The 25,128-nt window shown below is 70.5% G+C and carries 26 protein-coding genes and 1 pseudogene; 15 read left to right on the top strand and 12 right to left on the bottom strand.

What is annotated here, in order from left to right:
* Positions 1-33: 33 nt before the first annotated feature.
* Positions 34-564, bottom strand: a complete 531-nt coding sequence (locus MB1_RS20810; protein ID WP_066912314.1) for a peptidase — start codon at positions 562-564, stop codon at positions 34-36.
* A gap of 221 nt (positions 565-785) precedes the next feature.
* The gene (locus MB1_RS20805; RefSeq protein ID WP_066912122.1) at positions 786-1,409 is read right to left on the bottom strand and encodes a superoxide dismutase; all 624 of its coding nucleotides are present in this window, start codon (positions 1,407-1,409) and stop codon (positions 786-788) included.
* A gap of 354 nt (positions 1,410-1,763) precedes the next feature.
* Between MB1_RS20805 and msrA the strand changes: the two genes are divergently transcribed.
* The gene (gene msrA, locus MB1_RS20800; RefSeq protein WP_066912119.1) at positions 1,764-2,390 is read left to right on the top strand and encodes a peptide-methionine (S)-S-oxide reductase MsrA; all 627 of its coding nucleotides are present in this window, start codon (positions 1,764-1,766) and stop codon (positions 2,388-2,390) included.
* On the opposite strand, the gene yczE is transcribed toward msrA, so the two are convergent.
* Complete coding sequence (yczE, locus tag MB1_RS20795; protein ID WP_169801714.1) at positions 2,329-3,129, bottom strand: membrane protein YczE; 801 nt, start codon at positions 3,127-3,129, stop codon at positions 2,329-2,331. The genes msrA and yczE overlap by 62 nt on opposite strands.
* Positions 3,130-3,190: 61 nt before the next feature.
* Here yczE and yczR point away from each other — a divergent pair, with 61 nt between their 5' ends.
* Positions 3,191-4,696 carry a MocR-like transcription factor YczR gene (gene yczR, locus MB1_RS20790; protein WP_066912115.1) on the top strand — a complete coding sequence of 502 codons (1,506 nt, stop codon included), beginning with the start codon at positions 3,191-3,193 and terminating at the stop codon, positions 4,694-4,696.
* Here yczR and MB1_RS20785 read toward each other — a convergent pair.
* Positions 4,667-5,335, bottom strand: coding sequence for a winged helix DNA-binding protein (locus tag MB1_RS20785; RefSeq protein ID WP_157084209.1), 669 nt, complete (start codon positions 5,333-5,335; stop codon positions 4,667-4,669). The genes yczR and MB1_RS20785 overlap by 30 nt on opposite strands.
* Before the next feature lie 265 nt (positions 5,336-5,600).
* Between MB1_RS20785 and MB1_RS20780 the strand changes: the two genes are divergently transcribed.
* Positions 5,601-5,942: a rhodanese-like domain-containing protein gene (locus MB1_RS20780; RefSeq protein ID WP_066912109.1), complete on the top strand. Its 342-nt coding sequence runs from the start codon at positions 5,601-5,603 to the stop codon at positions 5,940-5,942.
* 12 nt (positions 5,943-5,954) lie between these two features.
* Here MB1_RS20780 and MB1_RS26125 read toward each other — a convergent pair whose 3' ends face one another.
* Positions 5,955-6,179: a hypothetical protein gene (locus tag MB1_RS26125; protein ID WP_169801713.1), complete on the bottom strand. Its 225-nt coding sequence runs from the start codon at positions 6,177-6,179 to the stop codon at positions 5,955-5,957.
* Between MB1_RS26125 and MB1_RS20775 the strand changes: the two genes are divergently transcribed.
* From MB1_RS20775 to MB1_RS20765, 3 genes are read left to right on the top strand one after another with little or no spacing between them, the layout of a single operon-like run.
* Positions 6,163-7,038 carry a DUF4328 domain-containing protein gene (locus tag MB1_RS20775; RefSeq protein ID WP_169801712.1) on the top strand — a complete coding sequence of 292 codons (876 nt, stop codon included), beginning with the start codon at positions 6,163-6,165 and terminating at the stop codon, positions 7,036-7,038. The genes MB1_RS26125 and MB1_RS20775 overlap by 17 nt on opposite strands.
* Positions 7,035-7,808: a glycerophosphodiester phosphodiesterase gene (locus MB1_RS20770; RefSeq protein WP_066912102.1), complete on the top strand. Its 774-nt coding sequence runs from the start codon at positions 7,035-7,037 to the stop codon at positions 7,806-7,808. Before MB1_RS20775 ends, MB1_RS20770 begins: the two co-directional genes overlap by 4 nt.
* Before the next feature lie 10 nt (positions 7,809-7,818).
* Entirely contained in the window at positions 7,819-8,718 is a 900-nt protein-coding gene (locus MB1_RS20765) for a DUF5926 family protein (protein WP_066912099.1), read from the top strand.
* Between the two features lie 104 nt (positions 8,719-8,822).
* Here MB1_RS20765 and MB1_RS20760 read toward each other — a convergent pair whose 3' ends face one another.
* The 3 genes from MB1_RS20760 to MB1_RS20745 form a co-directional block, all read right to left on the bottom strand.
* On the bottom strand, positions 8,823-9,353 hold the full coding sequence (locus MB1_RS20760) for a ferritin (RefSeq protein ID WP_066912096.1): 531 nt from the start codon (positions 9,351-9,353) through the stop codon (positions 8,823-8,825).
* Positions 9,354-9,410: 57 nt separating this feature from the next.
* Positions 9,411-10,307: an LCP family protein gene (locus MB1_RS26670; RefSeq protein WP_369406878.1), complete on the bottom strand. Its 897-nt coding sequence runs from the start codon at positions 10,305-10,307 to the stop codon at positions 9,411-9,413.
* Between the two features lie 1,782 nt (positions 10,308-12,089).
* On the bottom strand, positions 12,090-12,929 hold the full coding sequence (locus tag MB1_RS20745) for a CPBP family intramembrane glutamic endopeptidase (protein ID WP_066912090.1): 840 nt from the start codon (positions 12,927-12,929) through the stop codon (positions 12,090-12,092).
* Positions 12,930-13,007: 78 nt separating this feature from the next.
* Here MB1_RS20745 and MB1_RS20740 point away from each other — a divergent pair, with 78 nt between their 5' ends.
* The gene (locus tag MB1_RS20740) at positions 13,008-13,808 is read left to right on the top strand and encodes a helix-turn-helix domain-containing protein (protein ID WP_157084207.1); all 801 of its coding nucleotides are present in this window, start codon (positions 13,008-13,010) and stop codon (positions 13,806-13,808) included.
* A 54-nt stretch (positions 13,809-13,862) separates the two neighbouring features.
* Complete coding sequence (locus MB1_RS20735) at positions 13,863-14,279, top strand: VOC family protein (RefSeq protein ID WP_066912084.1); 417 nt, start codon at positions 13,863-13,865, stop codon at positions 14,277-14,279.
* 149 nt (positions 14,280-14,428) lie between these two features.
* Here MB1_RS20735 and MB1_RS20730 read toward each other — a convergent pair whose 3' ends face one another.
* Entirely contained in the window at positions 14,429-16,369 is a 1,941-nt protein-coding gene (locus tag MB1_RS20730) for a patatin-like phospholipase family protein (RefSeq protein WP_066912081.1), read from the bottom strand.
* A gap of 211 nt (positions 16,370-16,580) precedes the next feature.
* On the opposite strand from MB1_RS20730, the gene MB1_RS20725 reads away from it, so the two are divergent.
* From MB1_RS20725 to MB1_RS20710, 4 genes are read left to right on the top strand one after another with little or no spacing between them, the layout of a single operon-like run.
* Entirely contained in the window at positions 16,581-17,579 is a 999-nt protein-coding gene (locus MB1_RS20725) for a metal ABC transporter substrate-binding protein (protein WP_174531990.1), read from the top strand.
* Positions 17,576-18,322 carry a metal ABC transporter ATP-binding protein gene (locus MB1_RS20720; protein WP_066912075.1) on the top strand — a complete coding sequence of 249 codons (747 nt, stop codon included), beginning with the start codon at positions 17,576-17,578 and terminating at the stop codon, positions 18,320-18,322. Before MB1_RS20725 ends, MB1_RS20720 begins: the two co-directional genes overlap by 4 nt.
* A complete protein-coding gene (locus MB1_RS20715; RefSeq protein ID WP_066912072.1) occupies positions 18,319-19,263 on the top strand; it encodes a metal ABC transporter permease in 945 nt (314 codons plus the stop codon). The genes MB1_RS20720 and MB1_RS20715 overlap by 4 nt, the downstream gene beginning before the upstream one ends.
* Positions 19,260-20,159, top strand: a complete 900-nt coding sequence (locus tag MB1_RS20710; protein WP_066912066.1) for a metal ABC transporter permease — start codon at positions 19,260-19,262, stop codon at positions 20,157-20,159. The genes MB1_RS20715 and MB1_RS20710 overlap by 4 nt, the downstream gene beginning before the upstream one ends.
* Before the next feature lie 4 nt (positions 20,160-20,163).
* Here MB1_RS20710 and MB1_RS20705 read toward each other — a convergent pair whose 3' ends face one another.
* A complete protein-coding gene (locus tag MB1_RS20705; RefSeq protein ID WP_066912064.1) occupies positions 20,164-20,928 on the bottom strand; it encodes a DUF2470 domain-containing protein in 765 nt (254 codons plus the stop codon).
* Positions 20,929-21,033: 105 nt separating this feature from the next.
* Between MB1_RS20705 and pheA the strand changes: the two genes are divergently transcribed.
* The 3 genes from pheA to MB1_RS20690 all read left to right on the top strand — a co-directional run bounded on the left by pheA (position 21,034) and on the right by MB1_RS20690 (position 23,742).
* The gene (pheA, locus tag MB1_RS20700; RefSeq protein ID WP_281190315.1) at positions 21,034-21,966 is read left to right on the top strand and encodes a prephenate dehydratase; all 933 of its coding nucleotides are present in this window, start codon (positions 21,034-21,036) and stop codon (positions 21,964-21,966) included.
* The gene (locus MB1_RS20695; RefSeq protein ID WP_066912061.1) at positions 21,963-22,676 is read left to right on the top strand and encodes a histidine phosphatase family protein; all 714 of its coding nucleotides are present in this window, start codon (positions 21,963-21,965) and stop codon (positions 22,674-22,676) included. The genes pheA and MB1_RS20695 overlap by 4 nt, the downstream gene beginning before the upstream one ends.
* A 130-nt stretch (positions 22,677-22,806) precedes the next feature.
* Entirely contained in the window at positions 22,807-23,742 is a 936-nt protein-coding gene (locus MB1_RS20690) for a DUF808 domain-containing protein (protein WP_066912058.1), read from the top strand.
* An 83-nt stretch (positions 23,743-23,825) separates the two neighbouring features.
* Here MB1_RS20690 and MB1_RS20685 read toward each other — a convergent pair whose 3' ends face one another.
* Positions 23,826-24,734: an ESX secretion-associated protein EspG gene (locus MB1_RS20685; RefSeq protein WP_084352346.1), complete on the bottom strand. Its 909-nt coding sequence runs from the start codon at positions 24,732-24,734 to the stop codon at positions 23,826-23,828.
* A pseudogene (locus tag MB1_RS26120) lies at positions 24,727-25,128 on the bottom strand (hypothetical protein); the annotation flags it as partial. The gene MB1_RS20685 and the pseudogene MB1_RS26120, both read right to left, overlap by 8 nt.

The following is a 25,128-nucleotide window of genomic DNA, read 5'->3' as shown; positions in this document are numbered from 1 at the left end:
ACCGCCCCGGCGCAGCCCGCGCTCCGCTGCCGCTCAGGCCGCGAGCAGCATGGCCAGCACGGCGGTATCCGGGTCGGTGATCGGGTCGACGCCGACCCGGCTGACCATCGAGGTCACCGTCCCCTCCGCGTCGGCCTCCACCCATGCCGCGCGGTGGTCGAGCCCCAGATGAGGCAGGCCGGGCAGCAGCACGCACCCCGACGCGGCGCCGGCACATTCCGGCAGGCTCGGTCGGGTGTCGTGCGGCGGATGCAGGACCATCACCGCGGGCGGGCTTCCGCCGGCGAAGTGGCCGGGCGGGATCGCCTCGTCGCCGAGCACCGGGCCCTCGGCGAGCACCAGACCGATCGTTCCCGGGGGCGGATCCTCCGGGAGTTCCTCGCGCACGCCGAAGACCGTCGAGGTGGACAGCAGTCCGGGCATCGAGGCGATGCGGACGGTGAACGCCAGCAGGTGCGCCCACTCCTTGGTGGTGTCCGGCCACCGGCCCGACAGCACGAAACCCCGCAGACTTCCGTCGGACTGAAACGGGGTGATTCCGATTCGAGCATCCGATGACGACATGCCGACCTCCTCGAGCGCGAACTGGCGGACGTACATCCGCCCGGGCGGGGCACGCCGCTGAGCCTGTTAAAACAGATCCCATACAGCTGTGCCGGCACACAAGACCGCACGAGTGCCGGCACCGGGTGCCGCCGACTGCGACCCACGGACACGACACGGCCCGACCGCAGGCTGCGGTCGGGCCGTGTCGATGTCGTTCGCGATCGAACCCCGGGCTGGGATCAGGCGGGGAAGTACAGACCCTCGGCCGCGGTCGCCCGCTCGAAGCGCGCCTGGACATCCGGCCAGTTGACGACGTTCCAGAACGCGGTCACGTAATCGGCCTTCACGTTCTTGTACTGCAGGTAGAAGGCGTGCTCCCACATGTCGACCTGCAGCAGCGGGATGATGGTCAGCGGCACATTCGCCTGCTGATCGTAGAGCTGGAAGGTCAGCAGCTTCTTGCCGAGGGTGTCGTATCCGAGCACCGCCCAGCCCGATCCCTGCAGGCCATTGGCGGCAGCGGTGAACTGCGCCCGGAAGTTGTCGAAGCTACCGAACTGGTCGTCGATCGCCGCGGCCAGCTCGCCCTCGGGGTTGCCACCACCGTTGGGGGACAGATTCTTCCACCAGATCGAGTGGTTGACGTGGCCACCGAGGTGGAACGCCAGGTTCTTCTCGTTCAGGAAGATCAGGCTCTGGTCACCCTTCTCGCGCGCCTCTTCCAACTTGTCGAGGGCCGAGTTGGCACCGGCGACGTAGGTCGCATGGTGCTTGCTGTGGTGGAGCTCGTTGATCTGGCCGGAAATGTGCGGCTCGAGCGCGCTGTAGTCGTAATCAAGCTCGGGCAGCGTGTATACGGACACGTGGTTCCTTTCCTTCAAGCGGTTCTCACAGTCGTCGGGCACGCCGGATCCGGGTAACGAGTGATCCGAACCGTCCGCGGTCAGCCGAGGCGTCGCCGTCCGCGCGAGGCGACGCCGCCAACCAACCCAATAGCATTCCTACCTCGGATGCAACAATTTCGACCACGAGCACCATTCCCGGTTCCCGTACGGGACGACCATCTCCGGGCATCGATCTCCGGGCGCCGATCGATCTCCGGGCGCCGATCCCGGGGAGTGAGAAAGGTCATCTTCCATCTCGCGTACAGGAGATTTGGCCGGCGGCGCCGCGCGGGCCGCAAGCGGATCGGTCCGCATCACGCGTAACATTCGCCCATGGGTCCAACCGCCACACACGTCGCCGCAGGGCGACCGATCACCTTCCCGGTGACACCCGATGGGCACGCGGCCGGTCTCGGTTCGCTGGTCGTGGGCATGGGGTGTTTCTGGGGCGCCGAGGAGCTCTTTCGTACCTTGGACGGTGTCACCGATACGGCGGTAGGCTATGCAGGCGGCGCGGCCTGCGATCCGACCTACCGCGACGTCTGCTCCGATACGACCGGCCATGCCGAATCGGTGCTTATCACCTATGAGCCGCAACGGATCTCGATGACCGACCTGCTGACCTACTTCTGGGAGAATCACGACCCCACCCAGGGTGACCGGCAGGGCAATGACATCGGATCACAGTATCGCTCAATCATTCTCACCACCCGATCCGCCCAGCACGCCGTGGCGGTCCAGTCGATGAACATCTACCAGCAGCGTCTGCACGATGCCGACCGCGGCATGATCACCACCACGATCGCCCCCCTCGAACGCTTCTGGCACGCAGAGGATTACCACCAGCGCTATCTCGTGAAGAATCCCGGCGCCTACAGCAATCAGCGATTCAACGGCGTCACCTGTCCGACCGGAGCGATCCGCCGAGTCGAAGCCGCCGCGGTCGAGGTGCCGCGCTGATTTCCACCGATCGCACCGCACCCGCGGGCACACCGACGTGCCCGCGTGGTTCGGCCGCATCCACGGCTGCGGCTCGATCCGACGCCGGTCGAATGTCGACGACGGTGTAGCGCAGGAAGAATTGCGTCAGCGGGCCGATTCCCACGGCGTAGGCGACTGTACCGATTCCGACGGTACCGCCGAGCAGAAATCCCACCCCGAGCACGGAGATCTCTATTGCCGTGCGCACCAACCGAATCGATGCCCCCGTTCGCTCCGCCAGACCGGTCATCAGTCCGTCTCGCGGGCCGGGACCGAACTGCGCGCCGATATACAGCGCGCCGGCGATACCGTTGAGCACGATCCCGGCCACCAATAGCGCCGATCGTGACGAAAGATGCTCGGGTGGAGCGATAGTGGCCAGGCCGACATCGACCGCCATCGCGAGGACCGCGACATTGGCGAACGTCCCGAGCCCCGGCTTCTGACGCAGCGGGATCCAGGCGAGCAGCACCAGCACGCCGACCACCGCCACCACGGCGCCGAAGCTCAGCGGGATATGCCGGGTTACGCCCTGGTGCAAGACATCCCACGGGTTGAGTCCGAGCGCTCCGCGAATCATCATCGCCATCGACAGGCCGTAGAGACTCAGCCCGACAAATAACTGCAGCAATCGGCGCGGTAGGCGGCCGGCACGCAGCTGGGCCACCGGACCGACCCGCAACAGCGGTGTCGAGCCGCCGGTAGGACGTATGTTCATGTGGACACCCTGTCAAGCAAGTGGATATTGATTCAATAGCCACTTGTGACAACATGGCCACATGGTTGCCCGCATTCCCGCCTCCCGACTCGTCCGTGAGATCGGCGGCCCCCTCCGCGACGGCGCCGGCGCGGGCGCCGAGCAGGGCGATCCGGGCGAGCGGCTGCCGGCCTATCGGCGGCTGGCCGAGGCGATCCGATCGGCGGTGGTCGACGGGCGGATCCCCACCGGGGCGACCCTACCCAGCGAACGGTCGCTCACCGAGGTGCTCGATGTCAGCCGAACCACCGTCACGCGCGCCTATGCCGTTCTGGTGGCAGATGATTGGGCGATCTCGCGCCGCGGGTCCGGCACCGTGCTCAAGCTGCCCGGCCGGCGCCCCGAGCCGAGCGGACCACTGGTGCCGACCGAACCCTCGGTCGGCGGCAGCGCCGGCGCGCCGACCCCGGGCGATCTGACCTGCGCCGCATCGGATGCGCCGCCGGGATTTGCCGCGGCCCTCGAGGCGGCCACCCGCTCGCTGCCCGGGCACCTGCGCGGGATCGGCTACCACCCGCTCGGCCTGCCGGAACTGCGATCGGCGATCGCCGATCGCTACCGGGCCCGCGGCCTACCGACCGACGCCGAGAACATCCTGGTGACGCCGGGCGCCCTGGCCGCGATCAACGTCGTCGCCCGCACCTACCTCGACCCCGGCGATCGGGTGGTCGTCGAATCCCCCGGTTATCCGAACTCGATGGCGGCAGTCACCGCCTCGGGGGCCCGCCCGATCGCCCTGGGGCTGGGCGCGGGCCGCTGGGATGTCGAGGAACTCGCCGCCACCGTGCGTCGCAGCGCGCCGGCGTTCGCGCTGCTGATGCCGGACTTTCAGAACCCGACCGGGGCGCTGCTGGGCGCCGACGACCGCCGGGCGGTCGCCGAGGTCCTGCGGGCGGCTCGGGTACCGGCGGTCATCGACGAGACGATGGCCGAACTGGTCCTCGACGACATCGACCAGCCACCGCCGTTCGCGCGGTTCGACCCGCACACGGTGACCGTCGGCAGCACCAGCAAGACCTTCTGGGGTGGGCTGCGCGTCGGGTGGATCCGCGCTCCACGGTCGGAGATCGATCGGCTGGCCCGGTCGATGTCGACGCTCTTCCTGTCCGCTTCGCTGCTCGACCAGCTGATCGCGACCCACCTGCTCGGCGAGATCGACACGATCCTGCCCGACCGTCGCCGCTCGTATCGGTCGGCGCGCGATCGGCTGGTCGCTGCCGTCGGCGAACACCTGCCGCAGTGGCGCCGGACGGTGCCGCCCGGTGGGCTGTCGCTGTGGTGCCGGCTGCCGGAACCGATCGCGCCGCTGGTGGTGGCCGCGGCGCAGGCGCGCGGGGTGCTGATCGTCGCCGGCCATCAATTCGGTGTCGGCGGTGGACTGGCCCACCACGTGCGGCTGACCTACGGCGGTCGCGCCGACACCCTCGACGCGGTGGTCGCCCGCGTCGCGGCCGGCTATCGCGAGGTGCTCGATCGCGGCTGGGTACCGCCGGCGACGCTAGGTGCGGGAGCGGGTCTGATCGCCTGACCGGACGCCGGCCTGCCGCGGTACGGCGGACCGCTCCCGCGTCGATGCCAACGGCCGGTCCCGGGTCCCGCTATCGGCTCTGCCCACCCCTTCGCGGCGAGCGGCGTCGGATCGACCGGAGGAATCCCCCCGATCGCGGGCCGACACGTCCGATCGTTCCCGAGAGGTCGTGGCCGACCGCTCCGGGCCGCTCGCGACGATCCCGGCGTGGTCGACCGCCAACTGCTCGAGCGCCGTGCGGAACTGGCGATAGCCACCCGCACCGACGGTCTGGGCCCACCGCGCCTCGATCTGCCGGATGCGCAGATCGGCCCGGGCCATCACGTGCTGGCCCGACCGGGTGCGGTGCAGCACCCTCCGGCCGCGATCGGAGGGGTGGTCGGTCATCTCGAGGTGGCCGCTGGCCACCAGGCGCTCCACGGCGGCGCGGCCCTCGTCCTCGGGGATGCCGACCCGGCGGGAGACCTCGGCGACGGTGACACCCTCGGTGGTGGTCGCCTCGATCACCCGAAGATCGTCCGCGGCCAGGCCATCCCAGCGTTCCTCGTCCAACTCGGCCGTGGCTTCCCGCATCAACATGCTCATCAACATGAGCGCGTGACCTCCCCGTTCGGGCGGCCACCGACGAACTGCACTCACGACGGGGCACCTTTCCTTCGACCGAGACCTCGGCGGGTCACCCGCAAACCATACCGAGTCCTGGTTTCCCCGCATCCTCATCGGGCCCTTCCCGGTGAGCGGGCCGGCCACGTCGATCGATCGAACGACACCGAAACACCTCTCGAACACCTCTCGGTCGGCCGAGTCGCCGCGGCCGACGGCGGGGGGCTCGCGGGATGTCGCCGGGACATCGAAGAGCCGACATGGTGTGACACGTGGCCGCCGAACGTGTCAGGATCGCGAGGTGACCGAACCAAGCGCCATCACGGCCGCCGAGGTCCCCGACCCCACGGCGGTCGAGAGCACGGTGCTGCTCGATGTCCGGGAGGACGACGAGTGGGCGCTGGGGCATGCCCCGGGCGCGCAGCATATTCCGATGACCGATATCCCGACCCGCTTCGAGGAGATCGACCCGGACGCCGACCTCTACGTCGTCTGCCGCCAGGGTGGGCGCTCGGCGCGCGTCGCCGCCTACCTCGAGCAGGTGGGATACGAGCCGATGGTCGTCGTCGACGGCATGGTCGGGTGGCAGGTGGCGGGACGGCCGGTCGTGACCGACTCCGGCGACGCGGGTTCGATCTTCTGACATGCCGCACCATCAGGTCTGCTCCCACTGCCGGGCGGTCTGGGCGGTGGGTGCGGCGCCGGCGGCGATCTGCCCGCGGTGCGGTGGCAGGCTGAGCGCACCGTTCGCCACCGCGCCGGTGCCGCAGCGGATGCCGGCTCCCGGGCGGGTGCGCTGGGTCGCCACCCCGCCACCGAATTCCTCGGTCGCCCTGTCGACCGGCACCCGGCAGACCGCCGCGGTGTCTCCGACTCCCACCTACCCGGGCAATCCCGGGTGGGGGCTGTGGCAGTCGACCGAGGACGCCGACGAGCGCGACGATCGGCCGTCGATGATCGAGCGGTGGGCCTACCGGGCGCCCGGCCTGCTGCTCGCGACGGCGGTGCTCTACGCGGCGGCCGCCGCAGCGGAGCTGATCCGGTACCTGCTGCTCGCCTACAACCGCACCCACCTGATCCCGCTCTGGGTGGGGTTCGTCTCCGACGCCCTGGTCTGGCTGGCGTCCCCGGCCGCCATCGTGCTGGCCGCGGTCTCCGCTGCGGCGGCGGTCTGCCGGCTGATCGTCGATCGCGCGGCGGTCTTCGACGTCGTCGGGCGCAGCGATCCCCGCTCCGCCCGGGCCCTGGCTCTCGGCTGCCTGGTGCCGGTCGTCAACTGGGTCTATCCCGGCGTCTTCCTCACCGAGATCGACCGGGCCGGAGCGATCCCGACGGCCCACCGATTCACCTCGGCGATCCGCTGGTGGTGGGCGCTGTGGGTGCTCGGTTGGGCGATGTTCCTCGGGCAGCTCGCACTGCGTCGCGTCGACGGGTTGCAGGCCGCCGCCAACGCGGTATTGTTCAGCGCGGTAACCGATCTGGTTGCCGCGGCGGTGGCCGTCGCCACCGCGGTCGTCTTCCGTCGCATCCGGGACGAGGCGATCGAAGGTGGACCGCGCCGCCTGCGGCGTTGGGTGATCTCTGTCGAGGGGGACGCCATGGTCGACAAGGCCACACCGGGCGCGATCGCCCCCATCCGCGGTGTCGACGCGCCGCACCCGGACGCATCGGACAGCAGCACATCGGACTCCGACGTGCCCGCCTCTGCTCCGAGCCCAGTGGGAACCGAACGCATATGACCACCGAACTGGGCCGTCCGCTGATCATCGCCCACCGCGGCGCATCGGCCAGCTACCCCGAGAACACCCTCGCCGCCTACGACGGAGCGCTGCGCGAGGGCGCCGACGGTATCGAATGCGATGTGCGCCTGACCCGTGACGGCGAGGTCGTCTGCGTCCACGATCGCCGCATCGACCGCACCTCCACCGGCGTCGGGGTGGTCAGCGAGATGACCCTCGAGGGCCTGCGCCAGTACGACTACGCGCGGGGCAAGGATCTGGCGGAGCCGGAACCGATCGCGCGGCTCGCCGACCTGATCGAACTGGCCCTCGACTGGCGGTCGAAGCCGGTCAAGCTGTTCATCGAGACCAAGCATCCGGTCCGCTACGGCGGGATGATCGAGAGCAAGGTACTGGCGGAATTGCAGCGCTACGGCCTCGCCCGCCCCCCGTCGCCGACCTTCGCGCGCGCGGTGGTCATGTCCTTCGCACCCTCGGCGATCTGGCGGGTCCGGCGGTCGGCGCCGCTGTTGCCGACCGTCCTGCTGGGGAACAGCTCGCTCTACATGGGTGGCTCGGCCGCCACCGCGGTCGGCGCGACCGCGGTGGGTCCGTCGATCCGCACGCTGCGGGAACGTCCCGATGCGGTCGATCGGGCGGCGGCGTCCGGACGGGCGACCTACTGCTGGACGGTCGACTCGCTCGAGGACGTCGAATTCTGCCGCGATGTCGGCGTCGATTTCCTGGCGACCAACCATCCCGGTCGCACCGCGGGGTGGCTCGGTCGCTAGATTGCCCCGCATGGCACGCAAGAAGGCTCCCAAACCCAAGAACGCCGCCCGCGCCGAGTTGCTGGCGAAACGCGCCGCCGAACGCGCCGCCGCGGCACAGATCCCGGTCCGGCCGTTTGCCGACCTGGCGTTCGAGGCGGACCTGGTTGCGCTGCGCGAATTCGTTCCGTCCGCCGTCGCGGAACTGCCGTTGCGCAAGAATTCCCGCCCGGTGCAGTTGGCCACCGTATTGCCCGGTGCGATCGCCGCACTGGTCCGCACCGACAACATCGGCTACATCGGCGCCCAGGTGGCCGGCGAGTCCCCGGATCTGGCAGCGGATTTCGCGGAGTCGATCCGCTGGGTGCTCGACGCCTCGACCGGCGACTCGCTCAATCGGGCGGAGCCGGACGACGACACCCCCGATCTGACCGATCTGATCGACGCCGACGGGTCGCTCGAGGTGACCGTCCATCAGGACTTCAACTGGTGGGTACCGGAGGGCTCCGATCCCGATCCGTCTGTGGCATCGACGATCTCGCAGGCCAACGTCGCCGTCATGCCGTCGGCGCGGATCGCCGCGGATGTGCCGGGCGCGCCCTGGTGGGTCGACGCCGGGGACAAGGCCCATCTGCGTTGGGTGCGCACCGAGGACGAGGAAGCCCTGATGTCGACCCTCGCGCGGCTCTCGGCGTCCGGCGAGCTGCACCTGGGTGAGGGTTCCCGCTTCGCGGGCTCGTTCCGCACCCACGGGCTGCTGGTGCCGGTCTTCGATCTCGACCCCGAGCGGCACGCCGACGAGTGGGCCGCACCGCTCGAGGAGCTCGAACAGCGTTTCGCGGCCGCGCTGGCCCGGTCCGACGAGGATCTGACCGCGGCGGAGCGACGGGCCCGCGACGGCCTGCGCAGCCGCCAGGTCACCCTGCGCTGACCCGGTCGCATCCGGATCCGCGTCCGGGCGGGACCGAACACACGAGGGGCACGGCCGAAGCCGTGCCCCTCGTGGTGTCTGCGGGTCCTACCCGATGGAACCGGTCAGGAACCGGCGGCGCGCGGCGCGACCGCCGCGACCTTCTCGCTCTTGAACTCGCGCGCCACGAAGTCCTCGATGTCGAAGAGGTTGTCCTCGGCGCGGTCGACGATGGCCAGCAGAGTGGTCATCGACGACACCTCCTCGACCTGCTCGGCCAGGAACCACTGCATGAACTGCTCACCGATGTAATCGCCGATGTCCCGCGCGGTGCGGGCCAGGGTGATGATCTGCTCGGTGACCGTGCGCTCCTGATCGAGGGCCAACTTGACCGGCTCGCGCACCGATCCGAAGCCGTTGACCACCGCGTCGATGGCGGGGATCTCGATCTCCTCGTCCTGGTCGAGGAGGTACTGGATCATCATCAACGCGTGGCCGCGCTCCTCGAGCGCCTGCTCGTAGAACCGCTTCGCCAACTGCGGAAGATCCTTGCCATCGAAGTACACGGCGATGGCGATATATTGCTGGGACGCGGTGAACTCGTTGCGCACCTGATCCTTCAGCAGCTTCACAAACTTGCTGTCTCCGTCGCTCATGTCGACAAGAATAGCGACATATTCGGGTTCCACCAAAACTTCGAATTAACAGTTGCGTTACGGCGTCGTCGTGATCAAATTTTCCGGTAGCGGTTCGTCCCGAGAAAGATAGCCGAAGAATTCGGGTGCCCTTACCTCATCCCACAGCAACACGTTTCCCGCGGCCGTATCGGCGAAGCCCCCGACCGGCACCGTCGTGGCCACCACCGACGAACGCAGCGCCCAGCCGAGCCGAGCGAGATGCCACAGATGGGTGCCGCTGTCGACCGTCAGCGATTGGGTCACCCCCGAGGTCAGGTTCCACATCCGCCACGGATTGAGCAGTGTCGACCAGCTCGTCGCCTTGGAAAGCAAGGCGGACAGGAACATTCGCTGGTTGTTCATGCGATCGATGTCGGCGAGGGCGGTGGCGCGGGTCCGGACGAAACCGAGCGCCTCGGCGCCGGTGAGATCCTGACATCCGGCCGCCAGATTGATACCCGCGAGCGGGTCGTCGATCGGATTGGGCAGGCACATATTGACCCCGCCGACCGCGTCCACGATTCCGGCAAAACCGCCGAATCCGATCTCGGCATAGCGGTCGATGCGAATTCCCGTGGATTGCTCTATGGTTTGGATTAGCAAAGAACCACCGCCGAGAGCGAATGCGGTATTTAGCTTATCCTGTCCATACCCGGGAATTGATACATAAGAATCCCTGGGTAGGCTAACCATTGTCGTCGGCCCGGACCCCGACGGAATGTGGATCAGAATGATCGTGTCGGTGCGACTGGAGCCGATATCGCCGCCGGTCGCCAACTCCGCTTCCTGCTCCGGGGTCAGTCCGACGCGGCTGTCCGAGCCGACCAGTAGCCAGTTGGTACCGGGGGTATCCGCCGGGCGCGGTTCCGGCATGACGTCGGTTCGCTGCAAACGGGAATCGAAGAAGAACACCGATCCGATCAGCAGCACCACCAGGCCGATCGCGAGCAGACCGAACAGGCCCGCGCGCGGGCGCGGCAGCCGCCGAAATGCGGTGGGCAGCCCGCGCCGACCGCCCGGGGGCTTCGGTGGACCGCCGAATCGGCGCTTCGGTCCCGCCGGGGGGCGGCGATCGATCCCGGGGCGCGGGGGTGCGACCGTCGACGAGCGGGCGCCGTCGGCATAACGCTCGGGGGTCTGCGGCGGGGCGTAGCCGGGGACCCCGAGGCCCGCGGGGGCATCCTGCGGGCTCTCGATCCTGGTGGCGTGGGCGGGCGGCCGATCACCGGCGCGACGATCGGGTTGGGCCGACCACGCCCGCGGGTCGGCTCCGGCCGCCCGACCGGGACCGCCCGCGATCGCCGTGGCGCCGGCGCCGTGCAGGGCCGTGGGGTCAGCGGCCGGGTCGCCGGGGTACACCTTGGTCGCGTTCCCGCCCCCTGGCGGCGCGTGTCCGCCGGGAGGTTTGGCGGCGTTACCTGCATCGACGGGCCCGGCCGCGCCACCCTTGCCGCCGTCGAAAACGGTCGGTTGGCCGCCACCGGCGAAGACGGTGGGAGCGCCACTGCTCGGGGCCGGGTGCGGTCGGAACGCGGTGGGGCTCTCATTGCCGTGCACCACGGTCGCGTCCGCGGCCGGACGGACCGGAATCTCGTGCGGCCGAGGCTGCGGTTGTCGTTGTGGCGGTGGAGCTCCGGGCCCCGGGCGTTGCGGATTCCGCCCCTCCGGCGCCTCGTGGCGGCCGGGATGATCGGGACCCGCGGGCCGGGCGCCGGGGCCTTCGTGTCGGCCGGCCGGGATGCGACCCGGCGGGGTGCGATCCTGCGGGGTTCGGTCCTGCGGGGTGACCACGGTGGGCCGCTCGTCCGCGGGTGATCGCCCGGGGGCTCCCGGTCGGCCGGCGTGGGGGTCGACGGGCGGATATCCGCGCGGCGGAGCGCCGCGACCGACGCCGGGCTCGCCAGCGGGTGGACCGTCGGGTCGGCGGGCGCCGCGGTTCGGAGGGGGGCCGTCGGGGCGACGCGGCGCATCGGCCGGGTTTGCCCGCTGCGGCGCGCCGTGGCCGGGCGGGGGTCCCGCGGGCCGGACGGGCGCCGCGGATCGGCCCTGCTGCGGCGCCGCGGGCGGGGGCTCCGCGGATCGACCGGCAGCGGGCCGACCGTCACGCGGCGGCTCGGGACGGCGCGGCGGATATCCCTCCGGCGGACGCTGCGGGTACCCGTCCGCTCGGCGGGGCGGTGGGGCATCCGGCCGCCGGGGGTCGTAACCGGCGGGGGGTTGGGCCTGCGGATGCCGAGGAGATCCGTCGGCGCGGCGAGGATCGGCCTCGGGCCGGCGCGGCGGCTGGGCCCCGCGACCACCGGGCGGATACGGCTCTCGACCACCGGGTGGATACGGCGCACGACCGCGGGGAGGATACGGCTCCCGGCCGCGCGGCGGATTCGGCTCACGACCGTCCGCGGGTGGCACCCGACGGTCGGCCCCCGGAGGGTTCGGTGGACGCTGCGGCGGCGGACCTGCGGCCGGGTTCGGCGGACGCTGCGGATCCTCTGGTCGACCGGCGTCCCGCGCCGAATCGCGGCGACGCGGATCGCGCGACGGGTCGTCGCGTCGATCTCCGTCCCGGGGCGGGAGGTCACGGCCACTCATGGTCGCCACAGTAGTGACTGGGGTGTTCCGGATGACGCCTTCGCACCTCGCGGCGGCCACCCGTCGGTATCCGCCGCCGGACCCAACGTTCCGGGACCCGCCGTCGAGGTTTGCTCAGAGGTTCGCTCAGCCGGGTAGCCAGGTCAGCCGATCGCGCAGCAACGCGTATCCGACGAAGGCGACGATGTCGATCGCCGCGTGCGCGATCACCAGCGGCCACACCCGCCGATAACGCAGCCAGTAGGCACCGAAGACCAGTCCCATCACGAGGTTCCCGACCCCGCCGCCGAGCCCCTGGTAGAGGTGATAGCTGCCGCGCAGCAGCGCCGAGGACACCAACGCCCGCCGGTTCGACCAGCCGAGATCGTTCAGCCGCGTCATCAGATACGCGACCACCAGGATCTCCTCGGCCAGGGCATTGGCGATCGACTGCCCGATCAGGACCGGCACCCGCCACCAGTCGGCGTCGAGGGCGGTCGGCAGGACGGTCAGGTTGAACCCGGCCGCCACCGCGACCAGGTAGAACGCCAGGCCCGGCAGGCCGATCAGCGCCGCCAGCCCGAGCCCGTGCAGGATGTCCGTGCGCCGCCACCGGAAGCCGATCCGGTTCAGGTGGTGTCCGGCGCGCCAGAGCAGGTAGGTCACCAGCGCCGCCCAGGCGCAGAGCCGGATGATCGGCAGCAGCTGCAGGGCGAAGTCGATCAGGGAGATCGCCGACTGGTTGGTGCTCAGGGCGACGGCCTGTTGGCCGAGCGATTCGCCGCGGGCACGGGCCTCGAGCCAGGTCCGCAGCAGTCCGAGGATCGAGGAGAGCCCGGACAGTCCGAAGGTGAACAGCAGGACGATGACGATCTCGATGCCGATCGACCGACGCGTTTCCGGCGGCGGTTGCCGGACCGCGGGCGCGGCGTCGGAGCCGGACGCCGGCGGGTCGGCTGCCCGGGGGGAGGTGTCGTCGTCGGCCATGGGCCCATTGTGGTCGGGCCGGGCACGGTGGCGGCCGCTGCGACACCCGTGTCGGTGATCGCGCCTATCGTCGCCGGTGTGGACGAGTTCGTCGACCATCGGCCGCACCCGTTGTTGCGGGGGCTGGTGGTCGCGGCGCACGGCTATCGGATCGTCGGCGCGGCGCCCGGCGTCCACCTCGGCATGCCGTCGTCGACGTTGACCGTCGTCATCCCGCTCGACGAGCCGCTGATCATGCGGCAGCACGGGCCAACGCCGCGGCCGTTCGACACCGTTCTGGCGGGTCTGCACATCGGCGCCGCGCACATCCATCACGAGGGCCGGCAGTTCGGCATCCAGCTGCAGCTCGCGCCGCTCGCCGCGCGCCTGCTGCTGGGCCTGCCCGCCCGCGAGCTGGCCGATGTCAGCGTCCCGATCGCCGAGGTTCTCCCGGACGCCGATCGGACGGTCGACCGGATGCGGTGTGCTGCGACCTGGCCGCAGCGGTTTGCCCTGCTCGAGACGGCGCTGCTCGATCGGGCCGCGTCCGCGCCGGGCGCGGTCGATCGGGATCTGCGCCATGCCTGGGACCTCTGCCACACCGCTGCCTCGATCGGCGCGGTCGCCGCGGAGGTCGGGTGGTCGACCCGCACCCTGCAGAAGCGCTTTCGCGCGGAGTTCGGGATCAGCCCCGCCGAACCGGCCCGGCTCGACCGGTTCCACCGCTCGGTCCATCTCGCGAGCGATCCGAGTCGCTCGCTGGCCGAGGTCGCCGTTCTGGCCGGGTACAGCGATCAGCCGCATATGACCAGGTCATGGTCACGATTCGCGGACATCACGCCCGCTCGCTGGCGCGCGGTCGAGACGCTGACCACCCGCGATCGAGTCGCGGTCGAGTAGCGCCGTTCGGGTTCGTTCAAGACCGGGTGGAGGTCGGCGGAACAGACTGTCGCCATGACATCGACAAGCGCAGTACCCACCCGAACCGATCACAATCTGTGGCCGGGCGTCAGCTACGACGACGCCCTCGCCGCCCGGCGGTGGCTCGCGGCTCTGGGGTTCGAGGAGGGCATCGCCGTCCCCGGTCCGGCCGAGGGGGAACTGATCCACTCGGAGATGCTGTGGCCCGAGGGCGGTCGGGTGATGGTGCACAGCCGCACCCGTTCCACCGAGTCCGAGTTCGTCTCCCCTCCCGGCGCGGCCAACATCTACGTCGTCTGCGACGACCCGGACGCGGTGTTCGCCCGGGCGGAGGCGCTCGAAGCACCGGTGATTCGCCCGATGGAGGAGACCGACTACGGCTCGCGCGGGTTCAGCATCCGCGATGTCGAAGGCAACGCCTGGAGCTTCGGCACCTACGCCGGAGCCTGATCTACCTCACCACCGCCCTGCGCCCACCCGCACCCGGCCCCCGTCCGGGCCGCACGCGAAAGTGTCATTCTCTGCGGTTCAGCCGACGAAAGTGACACTCTGGCGGCGCCGAGGGATGGGCCGTAGCGAGACAGCGCGGCGGGGCCGGGTCAGTCGGAACTGTCGTCGGCGGGGGTCAGGCGCAGCACGGGGCGGGGACGGGGCGCGCGCTTGGGCCAGACCTCGTCGGCCTGCCAAGCCGCGGCGGTGGCCAACAGCTCCGCGGTCTGCTCGTTGGCGACGGTGCGGTCCGCGGCCGACGGGAAGGGGTACGACGGCAGGGGTGCGTCGGCGCCGAGCCCCGCAAGGTCCGCGTACGGGGTGCCCGCGGCGGCCTTGTAGTCGTACTTCTCCCGGTAGGCGCCGAGCCAATCATCGAGCCCGGCCATCGAGGTGCGGAAGCGGATCCACCGCTGGTTCTCCCAACCCCAGCCCTTGGGCCGGCCGGGGAGGGTGCCGGCAAATTTGGTGACCAGCAGGTCGGCGGCGGCCACGCCGCGGTCGGCCAGGCCGGTCACCACCGATTCGGGCATCGCGAGGTTGATCCCACCCTCGTCGGCGTCGTGGAAGATCGTGACCACCCGGTCGCGGTAGCCGGGCATCACCAATTGGGCGGCGTCGACCCACCCGCGCGCGGTATCGACGATCTGCAGCAGGAACGCCGGCAGCGCGCCGAGACCCGACGTCGGCAGCGGCGTCCACGGACGTTGCAGGCCCTCGGAGTTCTCGATCGGCAGGTAGCAGTTGTCGGCCTCGTCGGCGCTCTTGGCCCGATCGGGTGGGAACGGCGCGAGGTTGACGGCAAACGTCGGTCGGGTCGGCAGCGGGGCGTCGAAGAACTGCACCGGCAGGTTCGCGCAGATCCCGCCGTCGGAGAACCAGACCCGCTCGAAGTCACGGGCCGGGACCTCGCTCGCCCCCGCGGTCGCCGGCCGATCCGGGTGCGCGGTGAGCCAGGCACGGGCCCGGTCGCGGGCGATCGCGTTGGCCCTCGACGAGTAGTTGATCGCGTACAGCGGCACCGCGGTGATCAGGAGCGGAAAGCTGAGGCTCATTCGGGTGGCGACGACCACCGGAAGATCGGCGGCGTCGGGCCAGGGCCGCTTGGTGCCGGCCTGCGCGCGCAGCAGGTCGCGCTGCCGCCGATCGGCCGCACTCGGTTCCCGACCGTCGGAGGACAGCAGCGGCGGGTGCTCCTCCATCCAGCGCACGACGTCCTCCGGGAACAGTTCGCGCATCTCGGCGGGCTCGAAGAAGTACTCGTGGGTGGTCCACGGCATCGTCATCGGTTGCTGCCGAGTGAGGTTGGTGGTCATCGTCTTCAGCTCGATGCCCCGGTCGGCGAGCGCACCGAAGGTAAGGATCTCGCCGGAGGGCAGACCGGACAGCGATTGCAGCAGTTCGTGCAGCCACGGGGTCAGCGCGGCGGCGTTCCGCGCGCCGGCCCCCGGCATACCCGTGCACAGGCCGAAGCCCGTTGCGGATACTCCGACGAGCATCCTCCCGGCGCCGAACGCGATCGCACCGATCAGTCCGACCAGCGCGAGCAGCACCCCGGCGACGATCCCGGCGATGCGCGGCAGACCGGTTCCGAAGGCGCAGAGCGCCACCACCACGACGCCGGGGAGCGCGCCGACGAGCGCCCACCGCCAGAATCCCGTCAGGAACGCGACACCGGTGCGCACCACCCCGTGGGAAGCGCCCATGCCGGCGGTCAACGCCCGGTAGAGGGCCAGGGTCGCGCGGGAGGGCTGGAAGAGTCGGAACAGCACGGACCCGCCCGCCGGGGATTCGGCGGTGATCTCGCGGGGCAAGGACTCCAGGCGCTCGAAACCGCCCCCGTCGCGCCCGAATTCGGCGGCCGCCGCACCGGCAGCGGCAATGGCACCCGCCGACGAGCCGCCCACCGAACGCAGCCGGTAGGTCGTGGCGAGTTCGCAGATCGCGCGGGGGTAGATCACCCCGCTGGTGATGCCGCCCTTCATGACGACGTCGCATTCGAGGGCGGGATCGGTGGGGTAGGCCGATGGCGTGGTGGAGGAGGTCGTCACAGTGCGCTCCCGGGTGCCGGATCGTGGATCGGTGGGTATCGCCGCCGGCCGCTTCGGCCGTGTCACCAGTCTGTGCCGCGCCCGGATGTTCCACACGGGTATCCGCCCACTCGGGTCGGCAGACCGGGTCTACGCGCGATGCATCACATCCCACCCAAGAAGGTCAACCGTAGAGTAAAGTTCGGCCCACCAAACTTTTTGGGGAGGGTCTGTGAACACTGCCGGGTCACGTCGCGGCCGCCGAGGTCTCGTCGGGTTCGTGTTGGTGCTCGCCTGCCTGCTCACCGCCTGCTCGGCCAACTCCACCGACCCGGATCGGCTGCACGTCTACGCGACGACCGGCTACCTCGCCGACGTCGTGCGCACGCTCGACCCCGACGCCGAGGTCACCACGATGGTCGGGCCGGGCGGCGACCCGCATACCTATCAGCCGAGCACCCGCGACATCCAACGGATCGAGGACGCCGACGCGGTGATCTGGAACGGGCTGCACCTCGAGGCGCAGATGGGCGACCTGCTGTCGAGCCTCGGCGACCGCCAGGTCGCGGTCGGCTCCCGGATCCCGGAGGAGTTGCTGCGACCCCTGCCGAGTTCGTCGGCGGGCGGAACCACCCTGCACGATCCGCATATATGGAACGACCCGGCGCTATGGGAACGGGTGGTGGGCATCGTCGCCGACCACCTGTCGACCATCGCCCCCGAACGCGCCGACGCCTACCACGCGCGCGCCGACGCCTATATCGCGCAGATCGACGCGGTCGACCGGTCGGTGCGCCGCCAGTTCGACAGCATCCCCGCCGACACCCGCGTCCTGGTGACCGGTCACGACGCCTTCGGCTACCTCGCGGCGGCCTACGACTTCGAGGTCCACGCCACCGACTTCATCTCGACCAGCGCGGCGATCAGCCCCGCCCAACTCAGCTCGCTCGCCTCCCTGATCGCCGACAGGCGGCTGCCGGCGATCTTCGCCGACAATCAGGCCAACCCGCAGGCGGTGACCAGCCTGCGCGAGGCGGTGCAGGCGCGCGGCTGGGATGTCCGGCTGGCCCCCGAAGAGCTGTACGCCGACTCCCTCGGGGCCGACCCCGGCGTCGACACCTACCTCGGGGTCCTCGAACACAATGCCCGGGCGATTACCGCCGCCCTGGGCGGCACCCTCGAAACATCGCCGGACGCCGGCGAGCCGATTGCACAGGACGGACCACGATGAGCGAATCCGCATGCCGCGCAGCAGGACTGTCGGTCGCCTATCGGGCCGATCCGGTCCTGGAAAATGTCGACATGACCGTCCCCGAGGGCGCGTTCATGGGCATCGTCGGCCCCAACGGCGCCGGTAAGTCCACGCTGATCAAGGCGATGCTCGGCCTGGTTCCCACCCTGACCGGCGGCGCGACCTTCTTCGAGCAGCCCCTCGACCGCGTCCGTCGCCGCGTCGGCTACATGCCCCAATCCACCTCGGTGGACTGGGATTTCCCGACGACGGTGCTCGACGTGGTCACGATGGGCACCTACGGTCGGCTCGGCTGGTTCTCGCGCCCCGGCAAGCGGGAGCGGGCCGACGCGCGCGAGGCGATGGCCCGCACCGATATCGCCGACCTGGCCGATCGGCAGATCGGCGCGCTGTCCGGCGGCCAGAAGCAGCGGGTCTTTCTCGCGAGAATGCTGGTGGCGCAACCGGATCTGCTGGTGATGGACGAGCCGTTCGCGGGGATCGACGCCCGCAGCCAGAACGCGATCCTCGCGGTCCTGCTCGATCTGCACCAGCGGGGCCACAGTCTGCTGATGGTGCACCACGATCTCGCCGGCGTCGCGAAGGTCTGCGATCACGTCACCCTGCTCAACCGACAGGTGATCGCGTCCGGCCCCACGGACGAGGTCTACACCCGCGAGAACATCCGCGCCGCCTACAACGTCGGCGAGGCCGACGACGCCTTCGCCGAGATCATCTCGTGAGCCCCGTCGAGATATTCGCCGATCACACCTATCGGATGGTGCTGCTCGGCACCGCGACGATCGGCCTGGTGTCCGGCGCCCTGGGCAGCTTCGCCTACCTGCGCAAACAGAGCCTGATCTCCGATGTGATCTCGCATGCCGCGCTGCCCGGCACCCTGATCGCCTTCCTGGTGTGCGTCGCGATCGGTGTCGACGGGCGCAGCATGCCGGCGCTGATCGTCGGCGCGATCGTGGTCGGCACCCTCGCGGTGATCTTCGCCAATGCGATCACCCGGCTGTCGATCATCCGCATCGACGCGGCGATGGCGATCGTGCTGACCCTCTTCTTCGGCGTCGGCATGTTGATCCTGCGCACGATCACCAACGGCGACTACCCCGGCAAGGGCGGCATCTCGAGCTACCTGTTCGGCAACGCCTCGGTCATCACGATCTCCGATCTGATCACCAGCCTGGTGGTCGGCGGGATCGCGTTGGCGCTGACCGCGCTGTTCTGGAAGGAATTCGCGCTGCGCACCTTCGACCCCGACCACAGTAGGGTGCTCGGATTCAGTGGCCGCCGTGTCGATCTGGCGATGTTCACCACGATTGTCATCGCCACGGTGATCGGGGTGAAGGCGGTCGGGCTGGTGCTGATGGTCGCCTTCGTCGTCACCCCGCCCGCGGCGGCGCGGCAGTGGACCCGGACCCTGCCGTCGATGGTGGCCTGCTCGGCGGCGATCGGCGCGGTCGGCAGCGGGATCGGCGCGTACCTGTCGATCGTGCTGGGCGGCTGGGCGACCGGACCGCTGATCGTGCTGACGCTGTTCGTCATCTTCGTGATCTCGTTGCTCGCCGCCCCGGACCGCAGCGTGGTCACCGGTTGGCGACGCCGACGGCGGGCACGCCGGGAGTTGCTGCGCCGGTTGGAGACCGAGGCGGCCGTCGCGGAGGGCCTGCGATGAGCTTCGCCGCCGGGGTGGCCGCCCTGTCGATCGTCACCGCGATCGCCTGCGCGATCCCGGGCGTCTTCGTGGTGCTGCGCCGCAATTCGATGCTGGTGGACGCGGTGTCCCATGCGATCCTGCCGGGCATCGTGGTCGGCTTCTGGTTGACCCGCGACCTCGAATCGCCGGTGCTGCTGGTGGGCGCCGCCCTGTCCGGGCTGCTGGTGGTCCTCGGCAGCGAGGCGCTCGGGCGCACCGGACTGCTCGCCGGCGACGCGCCGCAGGGCCTGATCTTCCCGGCCCTGTTCAGTATCGGGGTGCTGATGGTCTCGGCGCGCTTCGCCGATGTGCACCTCGACACCCACGCGGTGCTGGTCGGCGACCCGAACCTGATCGCCTTCGACCGCTGGTACATCGGCGGGGTCTCGATCGGGCCGAGCTATCTGTATCTGATGCTCGCGGTTCTCGTGATCAACGCCGCCTTCGTCGGCCTGCTGTGGCGGCGCCTCGAGGTGACGACCTTCGACCCGGAGTTCGCCCGGGTGAGCGGGATTCGCACCGGCCTGTTGAATATGGCGCTGATGCTGCTGGTGTCGATCACGGTGACGGCGGCGTTCAACGCCGCGGGCGCGATCCTGGTGGTCGCGTTGATGATCGCGCCGCCGGCGACGGCGCTGCTGATCTCGCGGCGGTTGACGGTGATGGTCGCCTGGACGGTGGTGATCGCCGCGGTCGGCGCTCTGGGGGGCTTCCTGATCGCCTACTACCTGGATGCGGCCACCGCGGCGGGCATGTCGGTCTTCTACGGCGCGATCTTCGTGGCGGTCCTGGTCGGGACGGTGGCACAGCGGCGGCGGGGACACCCCGCCCGGGTCGCGGTGGTCGAGCCCGAGCCGGAGCCGGTCCGCGCGTAGCCGGTCAGCTCGCCCGCAGGCCGTTCAGAAAGGGGCACCCGATCAGGACGCGCAGGGCGCGCGAGAGCCCCTGCACATCATCGACCGGGTGATCGAACGGCAGCCGCATATCGGTATCGCCGTCGGCGCTTTCGAAGCGCAGTCGGATGCCGTACCGGTCGATGCTCAACGGCCGCACCGCCGCTCCACGCGGGCGGGCGGGCAGCCGGCGGGCCATCCGCGCCAACAGATCCGGGCGATGGGCGTCGAGATGCCGCAACCAGATCGGCTCCTCGCGCCAGAAGGGGTCCGGTCCCGCCGCGGCAAGCGCGGCCGGGGTGACCGCTTCGGCACCACCGCCGTCGGCGACGACCACCGAGTCGAGGTCGAGGCGCAGCAACTCCAGACCGTCGCCCACGTCGAGCAGGCGATGATCGGGTCGCAGATCGGCCAGCCGGGCCAGCGTCGGACGCACCTGCTCGGCGGGAACCGCGCCGACGCGGCCGCGCATCCAGACCAGGGCGCGCACTCGCTCGTTGAGCTCCAGCGGGCAATCGTCGGTTAGTTCGAGGACCGCCGGTCGTGCACGCTCCGCCGCGGAATCCCGCCGCGTATCGGCCAGCAGGATCATCGAGGTCCCGGCGTCGGGCGCCTCGGCGGGCAACAGGAAGTGCGCGGCGACCTCGCGCGCGCACTGGCCGTCGACGGCCAGCATCGCCTCGGTATGCCGCTGCAGACAGCTGCGCACCGCCTCGGCCGCGGTGGGTCCGGTGCAGGTGGGTGCAACCATCGGGGCCTCCTCGGCATCAACTCTCTCTCACAAGTTAGGTTATCCATACCTTCATCGCAAGTGCGTGTTACCAACCGGTCCCGCCCGGCACGTACCCTTTGGAGGGTGCGTGTCTCCTATTTCGGGCCATCGGGAACCTTCACCGAGATGGCCCTCGAACGGTTCGAACTCGACGGCGGATTCGGCACCCCTGCGGGCGGCCGGACCGGACCGGTCGAGCGGGTATCCGCGGCCGCACCGGGAGCCACCCTCGAGGCGGTGCGGACCGGAGCGGTCGACGGCGCCGTGGTCCCCTTCGAGAACTCGATCGAGGGCGCGGTCCCGGCCACGCTCGACGCCCTGGTGCAGGGCTCGCGTCTGCAGATCGTCGCCGAGAACGAACTCGACATCACCTTCGCGATCCTGACCGCCCGGCCGATCGACCCTGCGGAGGTCCGCACGATCTGCGGCTACCCACACGCCACCGCCCAGGTCCGCGACTGGCTCGCCCGCTTCGTCCCCGACGCCGAGGTCCGCTTCGCGGCCTCCAACGCCGCCGCCGCACTCGACGTGGCCGCCGGCCACGCGGACGCGGCGGTCTCGACCGCCCTGGCCGGCCGGCAGCTGGGGCTGCACACCCTGGCCGACGGGATCTCCGACGTCAGCGACGCGCGCACCCGATTCGTCTACGTCACCGGGCCGGACGCGGTGCCCGCGGCCACCGGCGACGATCGCACCACCGTGGTGGTCGAGCCGACCAACGCGCCGGGCGCCCTGCACGGGGCGTTGACCGAGTTCGCCACCCGCGGCGTCGACCTGACCTTCATCGAATCGCGGCCGACCAAGACGCTGCGCGGTACGTACCGCTTCTTCCTCGAATGCAGCGGACATATCGACGATCCGCTCGTCCGCGAGGCGATCGAGGCGTTGTATCGACGGATGCACATCCGCTTCCTCGGCAGCCGCCCCGCCGCCGGCGGCAGTCCCGCGCCGCGGCCCTCCGGAACGACCGGCTCGCGCGCCTGGGTCGATCGCATGCGCACGGGTGTGCCGGAATGACCACGACTCCGGAGCCGACATCGGCCGTTCCCGGGCGTCTGATCCTGATTCGGCACGGGCAGAGCAACGCCAACGTCGCCCGAAAACTCGACACCCGACCGCCCGGCCAGAGCCTGACCGACGACGGGCGCGATCAGGCGGTCGCATTCGGCCGCACCCACAGCCGTCGCCCTCCGGCCGCGCTGCTGGCGTCGATCGCCGTGCGGGCCCAACAGACCGCCGACCTGATCGGCGGGGTCATCGCCCGCCCGGTGGAGACGGTCGAGGGCATCCACGAGGTCCAGGCCGGCGACCTCGAGGATCGCAACGACGCGGACGCGCACCGACTCTTCGCCGGTACCTACGCGCAGTGGTTCACCGGCCGACCCGATCGGGCGATCCCCGGCGGTGAATCCGGGACCGACGTGCTCACGCGCTACCTGCCCGAGGTCGATCTGATCCGCGAACGCCTCGCCGACGGCGACGTGTGGGTGGTCAGTCACGGCGCCGCGATCCGCTGGGTGGCCGCCACCCTCGCCGGGGTCGACGGGCGTTTCGCGACCACGCGGCATCTCGACAACACCGAGACCGCGGAGTTGGTCCTCGGCCCGGACGGCCGGTGGACCTGCGTGCGCTGGGGCCGCGAGATTCCACCGTTCCCCATCCCGTCCGCCGATGCACCCTCCATCGATTCGGATATATCGGACATTTCGTCAAACCCTATGGGGTAGCGGGGATATCCGATTCCCATAAATCATCGGATGGTTGCGCCCGTGATGTCCGAAAGACGCCGAAGCCGCCTATTCTTGGTCGGGTGCGCATCCTTCACACCGACGTCTCCGCGACTGCCGGGGGTGTCCGATGAGCGGCGGTCTGTTCGCCCTACTCGATGACGTCTCGGTCCTCGCGCGGGCTGCGGCCGCGTCGATCGACGACGTCGGCGCGGCGGCGGGTCGCGCCTCCGCCAAGGCCGCAGGCGTGATCGTCGACGACGCCGCGGTGACGCCCCGTTACGTGCAGGGCCTCGCCGCCTCGCGCGAGCTGCCGATCATCCGCCGGATCGCGGTCGGGTCGCTGCGCAACAAGCTGGTCTTCATCCTGCCGGTGGCGCTGCTGCTGAGCCAGTTCGTGCCGTGGCTGTTGACCCCGATCCTGATGGTCGGCGGCGCCTACCTCTGCTACGAGGGCGCCGAGAAGATCCTCGGCCACTTCCTCGGCCACGGCGAGGCGAAGGCGCAGAGCGACAAGCCCGCCGACGAGGACTCGATCGTCAGCAGCGCGGTGCGCACCGACTTCATCCTCTCCGCCGAGATCATGGTGATCGCGCTCAACGAGGTCGCCGGTGAGGGCCTGCTGTCGCGGGCGATCATCCTGGCCGTCGTCGCGGTGGCGATCACCGCGCTGGTCTACGGCGCGGTGGCGCTGATCGTCAAGATGGACGACATCGGACTGGGCCTGGCGCAGCGCGAGAGCACCTTCGCCAAGCGCGTCGGCGGCCTGCTGGTCGCCGCGATGCCGAAGGTGCTGACCACGCTGTCGGTCGTCGGCGTCATCGCGATGCTCTGGGTCGGTGGCCACATCCTGCTGGTCGGCATGGACGAGCTCGGATTCCACCCGCTGTACGCGTTTGTGCATCACCTCGAGGAGTTGGTGCACGGCGTGGCCGGTGTCGGCGGCGCGCTCGCGTGGCTGATCAACACCGCCTGCTCCGCGGTCCTCGGTCTGATCGTCGGCTCGATCCTGGTCGGCATCATGCATCTGATCCCGCGTCGCAAGAAGGCCGCCGAAGCGCACTGACGGGCGCCGCGGGCCAGGACGGGGAGCGCGCCGCCCGGTCGGCTCAGCGCAGGCCCGGGTCGGCAACGCGCCGCCCGGTCGACTCAGCGCAGGCCCGGCGGTATTCCGTCGAAGGTGGCGGAGTTCGGCGCCTGCCGGGCGGCCCGCACCGCGCCGTCGATCTCCTCGATCAGCCGCCGAGCCGATCCCGGCACCAGCGACATCCACGCGGCGCCGTCGCCGGCGGTCGACGTCAACACCAGGATGCGGCCCTGCGGGGTGTCGATCACCGCGATCGGTGCGGCCGCCTGCACCGGTACCTCGTGCCGGCGACGTTCGACGACGATTTCGATGTAGCGGTCCTCGCTCGCCAGCGCGGACGCCAGCGAACGGGCGCGGCGCTCGTCGAGCTCCCACCGCTCGAGCAGAGCGGCCGTCCGGTCGGGCGATCGCCGTTTCGTCAACAGGTCCGCGACCATCTCGGTGGGACGGCCGGGCACGCCGACCGGGAAGCCACCCACCCGGCCGATGATGCCGACGATCACGTCCCCGGGGGAATCGACGACCCGGCGAATCTCGAGGTCGGGCGGTACGACGGTGTGGCCGGCCCCGAACGCGTCGATCCCCGACGTCTCGACGCCGGACTCGTCGGCGGTCAGGGAACGGCCGACCACAACCGCACCGGAGGCTCCGGCGCCGACGCAGAATCGGTCGACGATCGCGTCGCCGACCACCACCCGCACCGACACCTGCCAGACCGGCCGGACCAGGGCCCACATCCAGTCGCGCAGCTCGGAGTCCACGCCGCTGCCGACGTCGATCAACCCGCGCGACCGCAGGCTCTCCCGACCCCGCCGCATCGCGGCGCTGTGGTCGACGTCGTTGTCATCGACGATCCGGTGGCCGAGCACGGGAGGCAGACGGTCGAGCGCCAGGACCTCGAGGACCGCCGCGATCTCCTCGCCGTCCAGCCGCGTGCCGTCCCGTGACGGAGGCACCAGCACGTCACTCATAGCCGGCGTCCGGGTCCGCTCCGATCACGGCCGGTGCCACCGACCCGGCGACCGGCAACTGTTCGAGGTAGCCGGGCCGGCGCACCGGCTGGTGCTCGGTGTCCTCGTCGTCGAGGCCGCGGCCCGGCATCGCCCCGAGGGGAGCCCCGGAACCGGACCGCAGCTGCGCCCCGGCCCCGCCGGCCGCCGCCATCGCCCCGGCCTCACCCGGTGCGCGGGTCGCTTCGGCGCCGCTGATCGCCGTCACCCCGCCCGGCGTGGCCGCGCCGAGCGGCGCCGCCGCGCCGGCGGATCCGAACGGGGACACCGCACCGGCGCTGACGGTCGCTCCACGATCCCGCCGCTGCGCGGGCCCACCCGCGCCGGCCGAGCCCGCGGCAGCGGCGGCGCCGAG

Origin of the sequence: Millisia brevis NBRC 105863 (assembly GCF_001552615.1) — a bacterium.
In the GTDB taxonomy this organism is placed as follows: Bacteria; Actinomycetota; Actinomycetes; order Mycobacteriales; family Mycobacteriaceae; genus Millisia; species Millisia brevis.
Note: the sequence above shows the minus strand (reverse complement) of the source record. Positions and strands in the feature narration are given on the sequence as shown.

Bases quoted from the DNA above. Each gene is read 5' to 3' on its own strand.
- MB1_RS20810 (WP_066912314.1), bottom strand. From the start codon at position 564: ATGTCGTCATCGGATGCTCGAATCGGAATCACCCCGTTTCAGTCCGAC.
- msrA (WP_066912119.1), top strand. From the start codon at position 1,764: ATGGGTCCAACCGCCACACACGTCGCCGCAGGGCGACCGATCACCTTC.
- yczE (WP_169801714.1), bottom strand. From the start codon at position 3,129: ATGAACATACGTCCTACCGGCGGCTCGACACCGCTGTTGCGGGTCGGT.
- yczR (WP_066912115.1), top strand. From the start codon at position 3,191: ATGGTTGCCCGCATTCCCGCCTCCCGACTCGTCCGTGAGATCGGCGGC.
- MB1_RS20770 (WP_066912102.1), top strand. From the start codon at position 7,035: ATGACCACCGAACTGGGCCGTCCGCTGATCATCGCCCACCGCGGCGCA.
- MB1_RS20765 (WP_066912099.1), top strand. From the start codon at position 7,819: ATGGCACGCAAGAAGGCTCCCAAACCCAAGAACGCCGCCCGCGCCGAG.
- MB1_RS20760 (WP_066912096.1), bottom strand. From the start codon at position 9,353: ATGAGCGACGGAGACAGCAAGTTTGTGAAGCTGCTGAAGGATCAGGTG.
- MB1_RS20745 (WP_066912090.1), bottom strand. From the start codon at position 12,929: ATGGCCGACGACGACACCTCCCCCCGGGCAGCCGACCCGCCGGCGTCC.
- MB1_RS20735 (WP_066912084.1), top strand. From the start codon at position 13,863: ATGACATCGACAAGCGCAGTACCCACCCGAACCGATCACAATCTGTGG.
- MB1_RS20720 (WP_066912075.1), top strand. From the start codon at position 17,576: ATGAGCGAATCCGCATGCCGCGCAGCAGGACTGTCGGTCGCCTATCGG.
- MB1_RS20710 (WP_066912066.1), top strand. From the start codon at position 19,260: ATGAGCTTCGCCGCCGGGGTGGCCGCCCTGTCGATCGTCACCGCGATC.
- MB1_RS20705 (WP_066912064.1), bottom strand. From the start codon at position 20,928: ATGGTTGCACCCACCTGCACCGGACCCACCGCGGCCGAGGCGGTGCGC.
- MB1_RS20695 (WP_066912061.1), top strand. From the start codon at position 21,963: ATGACCACGACTCCGGAGCCGACATCGGCCGTTCCCGGGCGTCTGATC.
- MB1_RS20690 (WP_066912058.1), top strand. From the start codon at position 22,807: ATGAGCGGCGGTCTGTTCGCCCTACTCGATGACGTCTCGGTCCTCGCG.
- MB1_RS20685 (WP_084352346.1), bottom strand. From the start codon at position 24,734: ATGAGTGACGTGCTGGTGCCTCCGTCACGGGACGGCACGCGGCTGGAC.